Annotated in this window: 19 protein-coding genes; 11 read left to right on the plus strand and 8 right to left on the minus strand. The window is 63.0% G+C overall.

All coding sequences use genetic code 11. The annotated features are described in order from the left end of the window. Positions 1-184: 184 nt before the first annotated feature. The 8 genes from ABYB95_RS00340 to ABYB95_RS00375 all read right to left on the minus strand — a co-directional run bounded on the left by ABYB95_RS00340 (position 185) and on the right by ABYB95_RS00375 (position 5,997). Complete coding sequence (locus tag ABYB95_RS00340; RefSeq protein WP_372656438.1) at positions 185-1,324, minus strand: acyl-CoA dehydrogenase family protein; 1,140 nt, start codon at positions 1,322-1,324, stop codon at positions 185-187. Positions 1,325-1,332: 8 nt separating this feature from the next. After that, complete coding sequence (locus ABYB95_RS00345) at positions 1,333-2,514, minus strand: acyl-CoA dehydrogenase family protein (RefSeq protein WP_372656439.1); 1,182 nt, start codon at positions 2,512-2,514, stop codon at positions 1,333-1,335. A 29-nt stretch (positions 2,515-2,543) separates the two neighbouring features. Then, positions 2,544-3,371: an SDR family NAD(P)-dependent oxidoreductase gene (locus ABYB95_RS00350; RefSeq protein ID WP_127806066.1), complete on the minus strand. Its 828-nt coding sequence runs from the start codon at positions 3,369-3,371 to the stop codon at positions 2,544-2,546. 62 nt (positions 3,372-3,433) lie between these two features. Beyond that, entirely contained in the window at positions 3,434-3,850 is a 417-nt protein-coding gene (locus ABYB95_RS00355) for a MaoC family dehydratase (RefSeq protein ID WP_177134676.1), read from the minus strand. Between the two features lie 10 nt (positions 3,851-3,860). Further along, complete coding sequence (locus tag ABYB95_RS00360; RefSeq protein ID WP_008905420.1) at positions 3,861-4,304, minus strand: MaoC family dehydratase N-terminal domain-containing protein; 444 nt, start codon at positions 4,302-4,304, stop codon at positions 3,861-3,863. A gap of 33 nt (positions 4,305-4,337) precedes the next feature. Continuing rightward, a complete protein-coding gene (locus ABYB95_RS00365; RefSeq protein WP_008905421.1) occupies positions 4,338-5,522 on the minus strand; it encodes a lipid-transfer protein in 1,185 nt (394 codons plus the stop codon). 71 nt (positions 5,523-5,593) lie between these two features. Beyond that, the gene (locus tag ABYB95_RS00370; protein WP_372656440.1) at positions 5,594-5,836 is read right to left on the minus strand and encodes a hypothetical protein; all 243 of its coding nucleotides are present in this window, start codon (positions 5,834-5,836) and stop codon (positions 5,594-5,596) included. Then, positions 5,833-5,997, minus strand: coding sequence for a hypothetical protein (locus tag ABYB95_RS00375; RefSeq protein ID WP_008905423.1), 165 nt, complete (start codon positions 5,995-5,997; stop codon positions 5,833-5,835). The genes ABYB95_RS00370 and ABYB95_RS00375 overlap by 4 nt, the downstream gene beginning before the upstream one ends. 179 nt (positions 5,998-6,176) lie before the next feature. Here ABYB95_RS00375 and ABYB95_RS00380 point away from each other — a divergent pair, with 179 nt between their 5' ends. The 11 genes from ABYB95_RS00380 (at position 6,177) to ABYB95_RS00430 (ending at position 18,313) form a co-directional block, all read left to right on the plus strand. Next, positions 6,177-7,355: an acyl-CoA dehydrogenase family protein gene (locus tag ABYB95_RS00380; RefSeq protein ID WP_372656441.1), complete on the plus strand. Its 1,179-nt coding sequence runs from the start codon at positions 6,177-6,179 to the stop codon at positions 7,353-7,355. 58 nt (positions 7,356-7,413) lie between these two features. Further along, positions 7,414-8,214, plus strand: a complete 801-nt coding sequence (locus ABYB95_RS00385) for an enoyl-CoA hydratase/isomerase family protein (protein ID WP_050813860.1) — start codon at positions 7,414-7,416, stop codon at positions 8,212-8,214. A 34-nt stretch (positions 8,215-8,248) separates the two neighbouring features. Then, positions 8,249-9,496 carry a thiolase family protein gene (locus tag ABYB95_RS00390; RefSeq protein WP_008905426.1) on the plus strand — a complete coding sequence of 416 codons (1,248 nt, stop codon included), beginning with the start codon at positions 8,249-8,251 and terminating at the stop codon, positions 9,494-9,496. Between the two features lie 9 nt (positions 9,497-9,505). Continuing rightward, positions 9,506-10,273: an SDR family NAD(P)-dependent oxidoreductase gene (locus ABYB95_RS00395; protein ID WP_008905427.1), complete on the plus strand. Its 768-nt coding sequence runs from the start codon at positions 9,506-9,508 to the stop codon at positions 10,271-10,273. 31 nt (positions 10,274-10,304) lie between these two features. Beyond that, a complete protein-coding gene (locus ABYB95_RS00400) occupies positions 10,305-11,465 on the plus strand; it encodes an acyl-CoA dehydrogenase family protein (protein ID WP_008905428.1) in 1,161 nt (386 codons plus the stop codon). 3 nt (positions 11,466-11,468) lie between these two features. Then, the gene (locus ABYB95_RS00405; RefSeq protein WP_050813857.1) at positions 11,469-12,269 is read left to right on the plus strand and encodes an ABC transporter ATP-binding protein; all 801 of its coding nucleotides are present in this window, start codon (positions 11,469-11,471) and stop codon (positions 12,267-12,269) included. Then, the gene (locus tag ABYB95_RS00410; RefSeq protein WP_372656442.1) at positions 12,266-14,218 is read left to right on the plus strand and encodes a long-chain fatty acid--CoA ligase; all 1,953 of its coding nucleotides are present in this window, start codon (positions 12,266-12,268) and stop codon (positions 14,216-14,218) included. The genes ABYB95_RS00405 and ABYB95_RS00410 overlap by 4 nt, the downstream gene beginning before the upstream one ends. Further along, positions 14,215-15,102 carry a branched-chain amino acid ABC transporter permease gene (locus tag ABYB95_RS00415; protein ID WP_008905431.1) on the plus strand — a complete coding sequence of 296 codons (888 nt, stop codon included), beginning with the start codon at positions 14,215-14,217 and terminating at the stop codon, positions 15,100-15,102. Before ABYB95_RS00410 ends, ABYB95_RS00415 begins: the two co-directional genes overlap by 4 nt. Before the next feature lie 3 nt (positions 15,103-15,105). Next, positions 15,106-16,158 (plus strand): branched-chain amino acid ABC transporter permease, encoded by a 1,053-nt coding sequence (locus ABYB95_RS00420; RefSeq protein ID WP_008905432.1) that lies wholly within the window; start codon positions 15,106-15,108, stop codon positions 16,156-16,158. A 71-nt stretch (positions 16,159-16,229) separates the two neighbouring features. Further along, entirely contained in the window at positions 16,230-17,459 is a 1,230-nt protein-coding gene (locus ABYB95_RS00425; RefSeq protein ID WP_008905433.1) for an ABC transporter substrate-binding protein, read from the plus strand. After that, positions 17,453-18,313, plus strand: coding sequence for an ABC transporter ATP-binding protein (locus ABYB95_RS00430; RefSeq protein WP_372656443.1), 861 nt, complete (start codon positions 17,453-17,455; stop codon positions 18,311-18,313). Before ABYB95_RS00425 ends, ABYB95_RS00430 begins: the two co-directional genes overlap by 7 nt. Positions 18,314-18,357: the final 44 nt, after the last annotated feature.

Genomic DNA, 18,357 nt, shown 5'->3' on the forward strand with positions numbered 1-18,357 from the left:
CAGGCGCGCCTTTTCGGGGCCGCCGATCAGGGCACGTGCGCGGCGTTCATGCAAGTCGTCAATGCGCAGCTCATAGGCTTCGCGGTTGCGCTGAAATTCGGGCGAGTTCGGCGTGGCGGTGGATGTCATCAAGCTCATTTAGGCAGCCCTTCCAGTGACTCGGTATGGGTCGGTCATCAGGCAATCAGGCCACCGCACGCAGCGTCGCAAAGCGCTGCAGGTGGTGGTCGGTGCTGCCCAACAGGTTGCAAAAGAGCGTGAGGCGGCGAAAGTAATGGCCGATGTCCAGCTCATCGGTCATGCCCACGCCGCCGTGCAGCTGCACCGCTTGCTGCGCCACATACCGTGCGCGTTCGCCGATGGCCGACTTGGCCGCCGACACGGCACGCGAGCGGGTGGCCGCATCAGCATGATCGGCATGCAGGGCCGCCATCAGCACCAGGGAGCGGCTGGCCTCGACCGCGGCGAACATATCGACCAGCCGGTGCTGGATGACCTGGAAGCTGGCAATCGGCACGTCAAATTGTTTGCGCGTGCTGACGTATTCGCCAGTTTTGCGCAACAGCGCGCCCATGGCACCCAGGGCGTCGGCGCAGGCGGCAACAATGCCAAGATCAACCAGGTGCTCAAGCAGCCCCAGGCCCTCGCCTTCCGTGCCCAGCAGTGCGTCGGCCCCGAGCACGACCTGTTCCAGTATCAGATCACCGGCGCGACTGCCGTCGTAGGACCGGTAGCCCGCCACCTGCACGCCCGGCGTTTTGGCACTCACTAGAAACAGGCTGATGCCCTGGCGCTCGTCCGCTGCGCCCGAGGTTCTGGCGACGACCACGAAGCCATCGGCCCAAGGGGCGCCCAGCACGCCGCTCTTGCGACCCGACAGCAGCCAGCCACCGTCCTTGGCCGTGGCACGCGTGATCACATAGCTGAGTTCATGACGGGCATCGGCCTCGCCGTGCGCCAATGCGAGTATCCGCTGGCCGGACGCGAGCCCGGGCAGCCAGGCCGCCTGCTGCGCAGCACTGCCCGCGCGCGTCAGCGCCTGCGCGCCCAGCACCGTGCTGGCCAGGTAGGGCTCGACCACCAGCGCAGCCCCCATCGCCTCGGCGATCTGGATCAACTCGACCACGCCGCCAAAGCCGCCATGCGCCTCGGGCAGCCCGAGCCCAAGCCAGCCGAATTCGCCGAATCGCTGCCAGTGCTCCCGGCTCATGCCGGACGCTGACGCAACGATCTGGTTGCGGGCATCGAAACGGTATTCGGTGCGCAGAAATTTCTGTGCCGCGTCGCGCAGCATCTTTTGTTCTTCGGAGAGATCAAAGTTCATGACGATCCTTAGCGCGTGCCGCCGGCCAGCAGCATCTTGGCCAATACATTCTTTTGCACCTCGTCGCTGCCGCCGTAAATCGTGGCAGCGCGCGAGAAACAGTAGTGCGGCATTGCATGGGCATGGCGTCCGCTGCCAAACTCGCCGCCGTCATGCCAGGGCCAGGCTTGCTCGGCGGCGATCTCGACGCCCAACTCGGCCAAGGTCTGTTGCACCGCCGTGCCCATGGTCTTGAGCAGCGAGGATTCCGGCCCCGGCGCCTTGCCCGAGGCGGTGGCGGCCAGCACGCGGAAGTTGGTGTATTCGAGCGCCATCAGTTCGATCTCGGCGCGCGCCAGCTTGAGCCGCATCGCCGCGTCCTCCATCAGCGGTTGGCCACCCGAGCGGCGCTCGGCGGCGGCCACGCGCAGGTTGGACAGGTGCGCCTTGCAGTCGGCCACGCCGGCAATGCTGGTGCGCTCGTGTGTGAGCAGGTACTTGGCAATGTCCCAGCCCTGACCTTCGCGACCCACCAGATTACTCTTGGGCACGCGCACATCGGTCAGAAAAACCTGGTTCAGGTGGTGTTCGCCGTCGATCGATACAATAGGTTTGACATCGATGCCGGGGCGGTCCATCTCGATCAACAGGAAGGAAATGCCCTCTTGCTTTTTGCCGCTGTTGGCGGTGCGCACCAGGCAGAACATGTGCGTGGCCCAGTGCGCGTAGGTGGTCCAGATCTTGGAGCCGTTGATGACGTAATCATCGCCATCGGCCACGGCCGTGGTCTTCAGGCTGGCCAGGTCGGAGCCGGCGCCGGGCTCGGAATAGCCCTGGCACCACCAGTCCTCGCAGCGGCGGATGCGCGGCAGGTACTGCGCCTTTTGCTCTGGCGTGCCGAAGGCAATCAGCACCGGTCCGAGCATGATGACGCCCATCGACAGCCCCACCGGCGCGCTGGCCGCCGCGCGCTCCAGGTCGAAAATGTAGCGCTGCGTCGGCGTCCAGCCCGGCCCTCCATGCTCCTTGGGCCAGCCGGTGACCAGCCAGCCCTGGCTATCGAGTCGGCGCTGCCATTGAACGATGTCGTTCTTCTGCAGCATCTCTCCGGTGACGGCCTTGCGCTTGAGATCGGACGGTGTGTGGGCTTTGAACCAGGTGCGAACCTCTTGCTGGAACGCCATGTCTTCCGGGCTGAAATCGATGTCCATCGTGGGCCTTTCTGCGTTCGGCTTGCGCTTTAGATCGAGATGCCGCCGCCGCAGATCAGCGTCTGTCCGCTGACGTAGTTCGACTCGGGAATGCACAGCAGGTAGACCGACCCGGCTGCCTCCTCGGGCGTGCCGCCGCGACCCAACGGAATGGTGCGCTCCATCATTTCCAGCAGCTCGGGGTTGACGCCGACCTTGATCTTGCGACCCTCGACGTCGATGGAGGCATCGCCACTGGCTGGTGCCTCGGTCAGCCGCGTCTTGATCATGCCAAAAGCAACGGCGTTGACGTTCACCTTGTAGCGACCCCACTCCTTGGACAGCGCCTTGGTCAGACCAATGATGCCGGCCTTGCCCGCCGAGTAGTTGGCCTGACCGGCGTTGCCACCGGTGCCGGCGATGGACGAAATGTTGACCACCTTGCGAAACACCTCCTGCCCCGCTTCGGCTTCCTTGCGCGAGGCGACGCGGATGAACTCCGAAGCAGCGCGCAAAATCTTGAACGGCGCGGTCAGATGCACGTCGATGATCGCGTTCCATTGCTCGTCCGTCATCTTCTGAACCACGTTGTCCCAGGTGTAGCCGGCGTTGTTGATGATGATGTCCAGGCCGCCGAAGCCGTCGATTGCGGTCTTGACGAACTTTTCAGCGAAGCCGTCGGCAGTGACGCTGCCGGCACAAGCCAGCGCCATGCCGCCAGCGGCCTTGATGTCGGCCACGGTCTGCTCGGCCGGGCCGGCGTCCAGGTCATTGACGACCACCTTGGCGCCTTCGCTGGCGAGTTTCATGGCGATGGCGCGGCCGATGCCGCGACCCGATCCGGAGACGATGGCAACTTTGCCTTCAAGTGTTTTCATGGTGTGTCCTTGCTTGTGATTAAAAGGAAATAAATAAAAAGTCGGGCCGCCAAACGGAGGCCTCAGTTCAAGGCAACCAGTGCCTCGCCGGCCAGCGTGATTTCGCCTGTCGCCTTCGTCGCGCTGATTTGAACGCGCACGCAGGGCCGACCTGCATGCTCAATCTTTTCAAGCACCTTGCCCGTGCAGCGTATGCGGTCGCCGAGGTGGGTCATGGCCGCGAAGCGAACGCCATAGCTGAGGAGCTGGCGCTGCGGCACCCATTCGGTGAGCGCACGCCCGAGGTAGGCCATCGACAACATACCCTGCGCGAACACATCCTTCATACCCGCGCTGCGGGCGAAGTCGATGTCGATGTGGATCGGGTTGTGGTCACCCGACGCACCGGCGAACAGTGCCAGTGTGGTGCGGCTGATCGGTGGCAATTCCAGTACAGGCATGTCGTCACCAACATCCAGGATTTTTACTTGAGTGTTCATGAATAGTCCTTCAGGCGTGGCGCACGACGACCACCGAATGCAGGTCAGAGACATGCTCGCCGAGCTGATTGGTGACTTTCGTGTCGTTGACGACAAACTCGAGCGCGCCGCCCTTCTTGTCGTAGATGTCGGTGACGCGGGTCTGGAAGCGCAGCGTGTCGCCAGCGCACACCGGGGCGTGGTAGTCAATGCGTTGCTCGCCGTGCAAGACCTTGCGCAAGTCGATCTTGAGCGTGTCGAGCAACGTCATCAACACCCCCGAATCGCTCTCGGCGCCAAAGATGAAGGTCGGTGGTGCCACGACGTTGCGGTAGCCAGCGGCCTGGGCGGCGCTCGCGTCGAAGTAGATCGGGTCGGTGGCACCGATCACCTCGGCGAAAAAGCGGATGCGCCCCTTCTCCACATCCCACAGCGTGGGCGGCACCTCGTAACCGATGAATTGCTTGTCAATCATGGGACTCCAGCTTCTGGTTTGCTGCGCCTGCGCTCAGCCGGCTTGGTAAAGCGTGACGACGCAAGCGCCGCCCAGCCCGAGGTTGTGCTGCAAGGCCACACGCGCACCCTTGACCTGGCGTTGCTCCGCCGTGCCGCGCAGTTGATGGGTCAGCTCGAAACATTGCGCCAGGCCGGTCGCGCCCAGCGGATGACCTTTCGACAACAGGCCGCCCGACGGGTTGGTCACCACCTTGCCGCCATAGGTGTTGTCGCCATCGAGCACGAACTTCTCCGCGCCGCCCTCCGGGCACAGGCCCAACGCCTCGTAGGTGATCAGTTCGTTCTGCGCGAAGCAGTCGTGCAGCTCAACCACGTTCACGTCCTGCGGCCCGATGCCGGCCTGCTTGTAGACCTTTTGCGCCGCATCGCGCGCCATGTCGAAGCCGACCACGCGCATCATGTCGTGCGACTCGAAGGTGCTGGGGAAATCGGTCGTCATTGCCTGGGCGGTAATCGACACGCGGGTGTCGAGCCCATGCTTTTTGGCGAAGGCTTCGGAGCAAATCACCGCAGCAGCGGCGCCGCAGGTCGGCGGGCAAGCCATCAGGCGGGTCATCACGCCCTCCCACAGCATCGGTGCGTTCATCACGTCATCGACCGAGACCTCCTTGCGAAACAGCGCCAGCGGGTTGTTGGCGGCATGGCGGCTGGCCTTGGCGCGAATGCTGGCAAAGGTCGCCAGTTGGGTGCCGTACTTGTCCATGTGCGCCTTGCCGGCACCGCCGAAGTAGCGAATGGCCAGCGGGATTTCCGGATGACCCACAAGCTCGGCGGTGGCCCGGTCAAACTCCTCGAACGGTGTCGGCCGGTCCTCGAACTGGGCCTTGATGGCTCCGGCGGCCATCTGCTCGAAGCCCAGGGCCAGCACGCACTCGGCGGCACCGCTTTCGACCGCCTGGCGCGCCAGGAACAGCGCCGACGAGCCGGTGGAGCAATTGTTGTTGACGTTGACGATGGGGATGCCACTCATGCCCACCGGGTAGAGCGCCCGCTGGCCGCAGGTGGAATCGCCATACACATAGCCCACATAGGCTTGCTGGATCATGGGGTATTCGACGCGCGCATCGGCCATGGCCTGGCGCACCGCCTTTTCTCCCATCACGTGATAGGGCTCGCTGGCGCCCGGTTTGGTGAACGGGATCATGCCCACACCGGCAACAATAACTTTCTGGTTCATCGCACTGACTCCTTGGGTTGAAATGTTTCGATCGAAACGTTTTGGACTCGGACACCGGGAGGCCGACGGCCTCAGCCGCCCTTGTCCGCGTTGGCATACTCGGTTTTGAGGTCCTTCTTGAGGATCTTGTTGGCCGCACTGATTGGCAGCGAGCTTCGGAAGTGAATCCGCTTCGGCGCCTCGAAGCCGGGCAGGCGGCCACGACAGAACTCGAAGATGACCGTATGTTTTTCTCCGGTTGCCTTCACCGCGAGGCACAAGTTGTCGCCCACGTTCTGGCGGCGCAGCAGGTTCATCCCGAGTTCGTGGGTCAAGGCTGTTTCCTTAGGTCGAAGCGTCGTTTGTCACTGATGAAGGGTCGCGCCGCGAGCGGCGTGATCCGATAGGTGTCACGGGTGAATGCGGCACGGGTGACCACCTGCTTGAGCAACAGGTCGGCCCCCGCCAATGAATCCGCACCGATTCCGCCTCCCATGGCCGAAGTCTCCAGATCTCTGGCACTTCAGGTGAGCGCCTGCAACGAATCCTACCTAACGCTTGACAGTTTGGCAATCCCTCATTAAATTCGCGCAAACCCAAAGAGACCTCGTCCCCGCAGCTTGGGCGCGCGCCGTGACACCTTGCCCGCAGCCCACGCATTGATAGGCATCCTTTATGTCCACGCCTCGCAGTTTTGCCCTCTCCGCCGACGACCGTGCCGTGCTCGAAGCCGCCGACAAGTTCGCGCGCAAGGAATTCGTGCCACTCGCGCGCCGCATGGACGACGAGGAGTGGTGGCCGTCTGATGTCTTTCAGAGAATTGGAGCGGCTGGCTTCATGGGGGCCACCGTGCCTGCCGAGCATGGTGGCGCGGGCATGGACCTGTTCAGCTCGGGCCTGATCTGCCAGGCCTTTGCGCGCTGGAACCCCGCCATCGCCTTGTCCTGGGCGGCGCACGACAACCTGTGCGTCAACAACATCTACCGCAACGCCAACGAGGCGCAGCGCCGCCAATACCTGCCCGATCTGTGCAACGGCACAAAAATCGGCGCGCTCGGCCTGACCGAACCCGGCGCCGGCTCGGATGCGCTGGGCGCGATGCGCACCAGCGCGCGCCGCGAGGGCGACCTCTACATCCTCAACGGCACCAAGATCTACATCACCAACGGCCCGGTGGCCGACGTGCTGCTGGTTTACGCCAAGACCGCGCCGGAGTTGGGTGCCAAGGGCATTTCGGCCTTCATCGTCGAGAAGAATTTTCCCGGCTTCAAGGTGGCTCAAAAGCTCATCAAGATGGGTTTTCGCGGCAGCCAGACCGGCGAGCTGGTGTTCGACAACTGCCGCGTGCCGGCAGCCAACCTGGTGGGCAAGGAAAACGAAGGCGTCAAAATCGTCATGAGCGGGCTCGATCTGGAGCGCGCGCTGGTGGCTGGCTTGTGCGTGGGCATCTGCGAACGTGCGCTCGAATTGAGCGTCGAGTACGCCAGGACGCGCGTGCAGTTCGGCAAACCCATCGGCAGCTTCCAGATGGTGCAGGCCATGCTGGCCGAGATGTACACCGAGATCGAAGCCATGAAAACCCTGGTCTGGCGCACCCTGGCCGAGGTCAATGATCTGGAAGTGGGCGGCGGTGGCCGCGGCGATGCGCACAAGCTCACCGCAGCGTCCATCCTCTACGCCGGCGAAGCCTGCAACCGGGTGCTCAACAAGGCCGTGCAAGTGCATGGCGGTAGCGGCTACATCTGGGAGTCCGAGATCAACCGCCTGTTCCGTTGCATCAAGATCCTCGAGATCGGTGCAGGCACATCCGAGGTGCGCAAGATGATCATTGCCGAAGAACTCCTGCGCGGTTGATTCCCAAACCCGCATGGCAAGCGCAGCTGACCCCCACATAAGCAAGGATGCCTTGAAGATGCAACCCCCGTTGACCATCCGCTTTGAACAACGTGGTGCCGTGGCGTGGATCACGCTGAACCGGCCCGATGCGATGAATGCCCTGTCGGAGACAATGTGCGCCGAATTGCGCGATGTGACCGAACGTTGCGAGCGTGACCCGGCCATCCGCGTCATCGTGCTGACCGGTGCAGGCCGAGCCTTCTGCGCCGGCGCCGATCTCAAAGGCGTGTTCGAGAGCAGCGCTGGCGACCCCGGCCCGAGCGACCCGATGGGTGAGTTTCTCGATCTCGTCGGCGGCATGATGGATCGGCTGCGCGTGTGCCCCAAACCCACCATCGCCGCGCTGAATGGCCTGACGATGGCCGGCGGACTGGAGCTGGCCATGGCCTGCGACCTCATCATCGCCGCCGAAAGTGCCCGCATCGGCGATGCGCATGCCAACTTCGGCGTGTTTCCGGGCGCGGGCGGCGCGGCGATCCTGCCACGGCGCATCGGCGCCACCGCCGCCAAATACCTGCTGTTCACCGGCGACACCATGCCCGCACGCGAACTGGTTCCGTTGGGCCTGGTGAATCGCGTGGTGCCGGATGCCGAGCTGGTGTCCGAGGTCGAAAAAATCGCCTTGCGCATCGCCAGCAAGAGCCCGTTGGTGCTGCGCCGCATGAAACAGGTCGTGGCCGACGGGCTGGAACAGCCACAGGCTTCGGCACTGCGGCTGGAGCGACTGGTGCTCGACGCGCACCGCCATTCGCACGACATACAAGAGGGCCTCGCGGCTTTCGTCGGCAAGCGCACGCCCGATTTCAAGGGCTACTGATTTCACACCGCTTCTTCTGAATGGACGCATTACCATGACCAACCCGCAAGCCGCCGTTTACATAGTCGGCGTCGGCATGACGCCGACCGGCAAGTTTCTTGACCGCGATATCAAGCAACTGACCGCCGCTGCCGTGAACGCCGCGCTGGCCGATGCCGGACTGTCCGTCAGCGACATCCAGTCGGCCTACTTTTCCAACGCAACACAGGGCGCACTCGAAGGCCAGACCATGATCCGCGGCCAGATTGCGTTGCGTTCGATGGGCTTCGAGTCCATCCCGATTTTCAACATCGAGAACGCCTGCGCCAGTGCCAGTTCGGCTTTCAACCTGGCGGTGCAGTATGTGCGCTCGGGGGCAGGAGAGATAGCGCTGGCCATTGGTGCCGAGAAAATGTTTTGCGCCGACAAAGCCAAAATGTTCAGCGTTTTCGATGGTGCCTGGGACGTGGCCACGGTCGAGGATAACAAACGCAGGCTGCTGCAAATGGGGCACGGTATTGAGCCACCGGAAGGGTCCATGTCCAAGGCGCCCTACAGCCTGTTCATGGACATCTACGCCGCCTTTGCTCGCTTTCACATGCGCGAGTTCGGCACCACGCAGCGACAAATTGCCGCCGTGTCCGCCAAGAACCACGGCCATTCGGTGCACAACCCGCTGGCGCAATACCGCAACGCCTACACCATTGAAGAGGTGCTGGCCGCGCCGCCGATCACCTACCCATTGACGCTTCCGATGTGCGCACCCATCAGCGACGGGGCTGCTGCGGTCGTCGTGTGTTCCGAAGCAGCATTGGCGCGTCTGGCCAACCGCGGGCGCGCCATCAAGGTGCTGGCATCAATCATTGCCACCGGCAGCAACCGCCTCCCTGAAAACCTGGATCAACACATCACCGTCAAGGCATCCAAACAAGCCTACGAACTCGCTGGCGTCGGCCCGCAAGACATTTCGCTGGCCGAAGTCCACGATGCCACGGCCATTGGCGAAATCGTACAGAGTGAGAACCTTGGCTTCTGTGCGTTCGGCGAAGGCGGGCCGCTCGCCGAGAGCGGCGGCACCACGATTGGTGGACGCATCCCGATCAACACCTCGGGTGGACTGGAGTCCAAAGGGCACCCGATCGGCGCCACCGGGCTGGGTCAGCTGCATGAACTGGTCGTGCAGTTGCGCGGCGAAGCGGGGGCTCGCCAGGTGCAAGGGGCCCGCCTTGCCATCGCAGAAAACGGTGGGGGCCTGTTCGGAATTGAAGAAGCCGTGGCCGCCATCACCATCCTCGGTCGCTGAAGGACAAAAATGATTCTGCATGACAAGGTGGCCATCATCACAGGTGGTGCTTCAGGCTTGGGGCGCGCGGTGGCTGATGCGCTCGCCGCAGGCGGCGCACGGGTGTCATTGTTCGACCGCGACAGCGAGCGTGGTGTACAGGCAGCCACCGAACTGGGTTCTGCCGCCATGTTCGAGCAGGTAGATGTCACCAGTGAGTCACAGGTGCAGGCGGGCATCGACGCAACCCTGGCCCGTTTTGGCGCCATTCACATTTGCATCAACTGCGCTGGCGTGCCCGACGCAGCCAAGACCGTGGCCGATGGAAAACCCTTTCCCCTGGCACTGTGGGACAAGGTGATTGCCGTCAACCTGACCGGCACGTTCAACGTGCTGCGCCTGGCCGCCGTGGCGATGGCGCGCAATGAGCCTGAGGGTGATGAGCGCGGCGTCATCATCAACCTGTCGTCCGGTGCCGCACAGGACGGCCAGATGGGACAGGCGGCCTACGCCGCCAGCAAGGCCGGGGTGATCGGCCTCACGCTGCCAGTGGCACGGGACCTGGCCGATCTGGGGATCCGCTGCGTAGCGGTTGCGCCTGGCTTGTTCGAAACGCCAATGGTCGCGGGCCTGCCAAAGAAAGTCGCGCAGGCCATTGTTGACCGCATGATTCTGTTCCCCCGCCGCATGGGCCAAGCCAGCGAGCTGGCCCACCTGGTGCGCTCCATCGTCGAGAACCCTTACATCAACGCCACCTGTCTCCACATTGATGCCGGCGCACGCATGAGCTCACGCTGAACGAAATCAACACCACACAAAGACCACAATCATGAACTTTCTCCCGACCGAAGAGCAACGCATGGCCGTCGAAGGCTTCACTCGCTTCCTCGAAACCGAGCTGCGCCCCATCGTTGAACGCTACCAGCCCGACAAGCTGATCGAAAAAGAGCTGATGCTGGAGATATTTCAAAAGATGCTGCCCTACGGCATGGGCGGCAACGGCATCATTGCCGAGGAATATGGCGGCATGGGCATGCCCTGGCTGACCTATGCACTGATGTACGAGCAGCTCGCGCGCATTTCCGGCGACGTGGCCATCTCGCTGCTGATCCAGCAGCTCGGCGCTTACTCGCTACAGGTGTGCACCAACACCGCCATGCGCGAAAAATACCTGCCGCGCATGGTCCGCGCCGAAATCATTGCCTGCAGCGGCATCAGTGAGCCCGGGGTCGGATCCAACGTGGCTGAAGTCACCTGCCGCGCCCAACGCGATGGTGACCACTACATTGTCACCGGTGAAAAAACCTGGATATCCAACGGCCACTACTCCGACTTTTGCATGGTCATCGTGCGCACCTCACAAGAAGGTTCGGGCGCCATCTCGATGATCCTGGTGGACCGCGCCGAACACGGCTACGAAAGCCGCAACATCGACAAGCTGGGGCTCAACAGCACGTCAACCGCACAACTGTTCTTCGACGGCGCGCGCGTACCGGCCGAGAACATGATGATTGAACCCGGCACCGGTCTGAAGAACACCATGGTGCTGTTCGAGAAGGCGCGTCCCATGGTCGGCATGACTTCGATCGGTATCGCCCAGGCGGCACTCGACAAGGCGGTGGCCTATTCGAAGGAACGCCGCCAGCATGGCAAGCCGATCGGTGGTCATCAATTGATCCAGGGCATGCTGGCCGAGGCGGCCACCGAACTCGACGCCGCGCGATTGCTGGTCTACCGCGCGTTCAACCTGATCGACCATGGCGTGCGCAGCGAGGTGCAAAGCGCCATGGCCAAGTGGTACGCGACTGAGATGGCGGTCAACGTCACGTCGAAAGCATTGCAGATTCATGGCGGCAACGGCATCACCAAAGACTTCGGCGTTGAACTGTTGTTCAGAAACGCCCGCATGATGCCGATTCCCGACGGCACCACCGAAATCCAGAAACTCATCATTGGCCGCGCCCTGACCGGTATCAACGCCTTCTCCTAACCCATGACCTCTAACTCCTTGAATAGCCCGTCCAGCGAGGCTTCGGTGCTGCAGGCGCGGGACATCACCTTGCGCTTTGGCGGTGTCACCGCGCTGGCCGAGGTCGCCATCGATGTGCGTGACAACGAGCTGCTGGCCATCATTGGACCCAACGGCGCAGGCAAGAGCTCGCTGATGAATGTGCTCAGCGGCTTTTACCTGCCGCAACAAGGCAGCGTGCACTACCGTGGTCAAGAGATCAAAGGCCGCGCGGTGCATGAGATCGCGCGCGATGGTGTGGTGCGCACTTTTCAGGGCACCCATTTGTTCTCCAACATGAGCGTGATCGACAACATCCTGGTCGGCCGCTACAGCCAGATGCGATCAAATCTGGCGCAGGCATTTCTCTACTTTCCCTGGACCCAGCGTGAAGAAACGCTGCACCGGGAAGCAGTCGAGGAAATCATCGACTTCCTTGAAATTGAGAATATCCGCCACCAGCCGGTAGGCGCACTCGGCTACGGTCTTCGCAAGCGCGTTGACCTGGGCCGTGCGTTGGCGATGAAACCCAAGGTTCTGTTAATGGATGAACCCATGGCCGGCATGAACACCGAAGAAAAAGAAGATCTGGCCCGTTTCATCATAGACGTGCGCGAGGCCAAGCGCATCCCGGTTGTGCTGGTGGAGCACGACATGGGGGTGGTCATGGATCTGGCAGACCGCGTGGCGGTGCTCGACTTTGGCCGCAAGATCGCCGACGGCACACCTGCACAAGTGCAGGCCGACCCGGCCGTGATCCAGGCCTACTTGGGAGCAGCGGCATGAGTGCGACCGACCCCGCCCCAGAAGTCGTCATGACCCTGCCGCAGAAGTTGTTCGCCCACGCCCGGGAACATCCACAGTTGCTGGCGCAGCGCGTCAAGCGCAAAGGTATGTGGCGCTGCCATACATGGGCCGACGTGTTTGATCGAACGCGCAGCATTGCGCTTGGCGCGGCGGCGCAGGGCCTGCAGCGCGGCGAAACCGTGGTCGTGATCGGCGAGAACGAACCCGAGCATTACTGGGCGCTGTTTGCGGCCCAGTCACTGGGCGCCAAAATCGTGTCGGTCTACCCGGATGCCACCGTCGACGAATTGCATTACCTGTGCGAGGATTCAAAGGCCCGTTTCATCTTCGCGCAGGATCAGGAGCAGGTTGACAAGGCGCTCGCGCTGCTGGAGCGACTGCCTGATATCCAGGGCATCGCCTACTGGGACAACTCGGGCATGTGGTCGTACCGGCATCCGCTGCTGCAATCCTTTGATGACCTGACCGCTGAAGGTCGGCGTCAGCACGAGAAGCACCCGCTGCGCTTCGAACGTGAAGTCAACGCCGGCCAGGCGGACGATCTGGCGCTACTGACCTACACCTCCGGCACCACCAGCAAGCCCAAGGGCGTGATGATCAGCCACCGTTGGCTGATGGACAACGCGGTTCGGATGAGGAGCGCGTTGCCGCTGCAAGCCGGCATGGAATATTTGTCTTACACGCCGCTGGCCTGGATCACCGAGCAGTTGCTGGGTGTGACCCTCGGGCTGATCACCCCCCTGGTGGTCAACTTCCCGGAGGGCCCCGACCAGGTCTTGCCGAACTTGCGCGAACTCGCGCCACACATCGTGCTGTTCGGCCCGCGCCAATGGGAGAACATCGCCGCCACCATCGAGGCGCGCATGCTCGCCGCGAGCTGGATGGCGCGCGGCATCTACCGCTGGGGCATCCGCATCGGCCACGACGTGCATGTGGCGCGGCTCGAAGGGCGCACGGCACCGTGGCTGTCGCGCCTGCTGCTGCCGGTGGCCGAAGCGCTGGCCCTGCGTCCGGTGCGCGATCAGTTCGGCTTTGTTCGCAGCGACGTCGCGGTTTCAGGCGGCACCGCCATGGCGCCCGACGTGTTTCGTTTGTTTCACTCCATGGGCGTCCATTTGCGCAATATTTATGGCTGCTCGGAGTTTGGTCTGATTGCTGGCCACCGCGGCGAGCGCTACGACCTCGAAACCGTGGGCCCGCTGCTGGATGTGGACCCAGCCTTCGGCGCACCGCTGGAATCGCGCATCGAGGACAACGGCGAGCTGCTGCTGCGCGGCGGTACCGGCTTTCTCGGCTACTGGGGCAAGCCCGACAAGACCGCCAGCATCCAGCGCGACGGCTGGTACGTCAGCGGTGACGCAGTGCGCAAGACCGAGCGCGGAGAACTCGTGTACCTCGACCGCGTGGAACACCTGGTCAAACTCGCCAGCGGTCACTCGTATCCCCCGCAGTTCATCGAGACGCGGTTGCGCTTTTCGCCCTTCATCAAGGACGTGATGGTGCTGGGCGACGCCACCCGGCCCTGGGTTGGCGCGCTGATCAACATCGACATGGCGGTGACCAGCCGCTGGGCCGAGGAGCGGCGCATCGCATTCTCCACCTTCACCGACCTGTCGCAACGGCCCGAGGTGCGGCAACTGGTGCAGGGCGAAATCCGCCGCATCAACAAACTGCTGCCAGAAAGCTCGCGGGTGGTGCGTTTCGCCAATTTTCCGAAGGAGCTCGATCCCGACGAAGGCGAACTCACCCGCACGCGCAAGCTGCGCCGAGAGTTTCTCGAGGTGCGCTATGGAGCGCTGATTGACGGACTGTATGCAGGTGTCGCCGACATTGCCTGCGAAATAGCCGTGACCTACCAGGACGGCCGCCAAGGCGCGTTGCGCGCAACCGTGGTGGCCACCGACATTGAAGGAACACACACCCCATGATCATCGAATTCATCAACTACACCATCAACGGCGCGCTGCTCGGCCTGCTGTATTCGCTGGTGGCAATGGGCTTTGTCGTCATCTACCGCGCCAGCAAGGTCTTCAACATGGCGATCGGCGAGATGATCGTGCTGGGCGCCTTCCTGCTGTGGTGGGCGATCCAGTCGCGCGGCATGCATCCGGCGCTGGGCATCGCCGTTGCACTGGGCATTTCGGTGCTGATCGGGCTGGCGATTGAACGCCTGTTGTTCAGGCGGCTGATTGGCGAGTCGGTGTTCTCGATGATCATGGTCACCATCGGGTTGCTGATCCTGATGCGCGGACTGGTGCTGGTGATCTGGGGCCCGCAGGAGCGCCAGTTCCCCGCCATCTTTCCCCTCACGCCCATCATCCTGGGCGAGATGATCATCCCGCGCTCGCTTGCCATCGGTGGCCTCATCGCGGTGGTGGCGGCTGTGGCGCTGCACTGGTTCTTCAACCGCAGCCGCACCGGACTGGCGATGTCGGCGGTGGCCGAGGACCACCAGATCGCTCTGGCCATGGGCATTAGCGTGCGCCGCTCCATCGCCTTCGCCTGGGCGCTAGGCGGTGTGCTGTCGGTCATCACTTCGATGGTCTACCTGAGCGGCAAGTCGCTGACATTCCTGTCCTCCGAAATCGGCTTCGCCGCCCTGCCGGTGGCCCTGCTGGCAGGGCTCGAATCCATCGGCGGCCTGCTGCTGGCGGGCATCATCGTCGGGGTCGTGCAGGGACTGACCGCCGCCTACATCGACCCGCTGATCGGTGGCAGTGCCGCTGCCGTCGTCCCCTATATCTTCATGCTGGTGGTGCTGGTTGTTCGTCCGACCGGCATGTTCGGCTGGAAACGCATTGAAAGAGTCTGACCCATGGATCCATCCGGCATTTTTTCCACCAGCTATGCGCGCGACCGCGCGCTGATCCGCACGCGCGCCCAGTGGGTCACCCTGGCGCTGTTCATTGTCATTCTGCTGATCCTCCCCTGGTTCGCCTCGGAGCGTCTGGTAGCCGTAGCCAACCTGATGCTGGTCACGTCCATCGTGGTGGTCGGGCTGCAAATCACCACCGGCTACGCCGGGCAGATCAACCTGGGCCAGGCTGCCTTCATGGGGGTCGGTGCCTACGCCGCCAGTGTGGTCGAGGTCAAGGCCGGGCTGCCGTTCTGGGTGGCAGTGCCGGTTGCCGGCCTGGTGGCTGCGCTGGCCGGTTGGCTGTTCGGCATGACAGCGAAACGCATCAAGGGTTTCTACCTCGCACTGACCACCATCGCGGCCCAGTTCATCTTCCACTTCGTTGTCCTGAACCTGCCCTCATCCTGGCTCGGCGGCGTCAATGGTTTCAGCCTGGAGCCTGCGAGGCTGGGCACATTTTTGTTCAACACCGACCGTTCTCTGTATTACCTGTTTCTTGTCGTCACCATGGTGATGGTATTCGGCGCTTTCGGCATCCTGCGCAGCCGCCACGGGCGCGCCTTCGTCGCCGTGCGCGACGACGATGTGGCCGCCGGTATGATGGGCATCGACGTGGCCGGCGCCAAGTCGCGCGCCTTTGTGCTCGGCGCTTTTTACGCTGGCATCGGCGGTGCCCTGTGGGCCTACCAGGTGCGCTTCGTCTCGGTCGACCAGTTCACGCTGTTCAACTCGATCTGGTTCATTGCCATGATGATCGTCGGCGGGCTCGGTTCGATCGTCGGGGCACTGATCGGCACCGTGCTCATCCGGGGCGTCCAAGAAGTCATCACCAGTCTGGGCCCCGACCTGGTCGAGCGAATTCCCAGCCTGAGCAGCGACCTGATCTTCGCCAGCATGAATGTGTTTCTCGGCCTCATCATCACGCTGTTCCTGCTGCTTGAACCGAAAGGCCTGATGCACCGCTGGAACATCCTGAAAGCCAACTACCGGCTCTGGCCGTTTCACCACTGAGCCCGCCCGGCACAGCGAGTCGCAATTCCCCCCGCCCCTTTTCCTCACCACCACCACAACTGGAGACAAGCATGCAACGCAAAACCTTTCTGAAACTCACGACCGCCCTGGCCACTGGCCTGCTGCTGAACGCGCCCGCCCACGCGCAAACGACGACGATCAACGTGGCCGCCTTTGCCGACTTCGCCGGCCCCTACGCCAACGTCATGCCACAGATGCAAGGCGGGCGACTCGCCGTGATCGAATGGTGGAACAAGGAAGTCGGCAGCAAACTCAACGTGCAGATCGTCGTCAAAACCTTCGACACGCGCTACGACGTGGCTCAAACCGCCAGCCTGTGGCCCGGCATCAAGGCCGAAGTCAAACCCGCGATCCTGCTCGGCCTCGGTGGCCCGGATGCCGCCGCGTTGCAGCAGCGCTTGCCGGAAGACAAGATTCCCATGGTCATGGCTACCGCCACCTACGGCTTCGGCTGGAAACCCAACCAATGGGCCCTGAACCTGCGCCCCACCTACGCCCACGAGGCGGGCGGATTCCTGGAATGGTTCCGCACCACCAAACTCGATGGCAAGCGCCCTGTCAAGGTTGCGATCATCACCTCCGAGGCCACCCCCGCTTATGCCGACATGGCCAAGGGCCTGCAAAGCTACACCAAGGCCAACCCGGACAAAGCCACCTTCGTCGAGGCGATCTGGACCGAAGTGCAACCGGCCGACCTGACCCTGGCGGTGCGTCGCCTGGTCAATGCTGGCACCGATGTGATCGTGATCCAGACCAACACCGCCCAGGCCGTGGCCACCAAACGTGCGCTGCAGGCGCTGGGCAAAAACGTCCCGATCATGCTCTCGCTGCACAACGGCGTGGTGGGATCATCCAAGGCACTGGGCGACCCGAATGGCTTCGCCGGTGATTTCGAAGTGGGCGCCATCGCCGATGCCAGCGAAGACGACACGACCGCACGCAAGTTCTACAGCATGTTGCAGGAAAAGCATGGCCTGAAATCGGGCTGGAATGCCATGACCATCATGGGCCTGGGCCAAAGCGTCGTGGCAGTGCGCGCGATTGAGGCCACGATCAAGGCCAAGGGTGCCGGCAAGGTCACTGGCGAAGCGGTGCGCGAGACCTTGATGAACAGCCAGTTCACCAGCAACGACCTGATGGGCATACTGCCAGGCGTGGACTTCAGCAACGACACCCCCTTTCCCACCGGCACCGCCAAGGTCAACATCGCGACCATGAAGGACGGCAAGGTCGTTCGGGCGGCGGGCGATGTGGCCGTCCCAATGGTGCCCAAATGGTGAATTCAGCCCTTGCTGCAGCACCGGATCAACGGACCACGCCCGATGCGGCCGCCAATCCGGCGGTGCTGACGCTGTCCAACGTCGAGGTGCTGTATGCCGAGGTGATCCTGGCGCTCAAGGGCGTGTCGATGCAGGTCCCCGAAGGCGGATGTGTGGCGCTGCTGGGCGCCAACGGCGCAGGCAAGAGCACCACCCTCAAGGCCATCTCCGGCGTCATTGACTCGGAAGATGGCCGCGTCTCAGGGGGGGTGATCACCTTCGACGGCCGACCGATTCAGGGGCACGACCCGGCGACCGTGGTGCGCGGTGGTCTGGTTCATGTGATGGAAGGCCGGCGCGTGCTGCAACACATGACGGTCGAGCAAAACCTCACCATCGGCGGCCACATGTTTCCATCGGCGCAGGCGATGCGCCGGGCGATGGACAGCGTGTACGAAGCGATTCCGCGCCTGGCCGACCTGCGAAAACGCACGGCCGGTTATCTGTCGGGCGGCGAGCAGCAAATGCTGGTGATCGGGCGCGCGATCATGGCCGAGCCGAAACTCATGCTGATCGACGAGCCGTCACTCGGGCTGGCGCCGCGCATGGTCGAGGAAGTCTTCAGCGTGCTGCGCCACCTGCGTGAGCAGGGGCTGTCGCTGCTCATCGTCGAACAAAACACACGCGTGGCCCTGGAGATCGCCGACTATGGTTATGTCATGGAGAGCGGTCGCATCGTGCTGGAGGGGCTGGCCCAGGAACTCCGCGACAACGAGGATGTGCGCGAGTTTTATCTCGGCCTGGACCGCGAGGGGGTGCGCAAGAGTTTCCGAGAGGTCAAGCACTACAAGCGGCGCAAGCGCTGGCTGGGGTAACAAACGGCTGGCTTGTGGTTCTAATTCAGTTTCAGGAGTAACGA

The sequence above is a fragment of the Hydrogenophaga sp. genome (assembly GCF_041633695.1).
Classification (GTDB): domain Bacteria; phylum Pseudomonadota; class Gammaproteobacteria; order Burkholderiales; family Burkholderiaceae_C; genus Hydrogenophaga.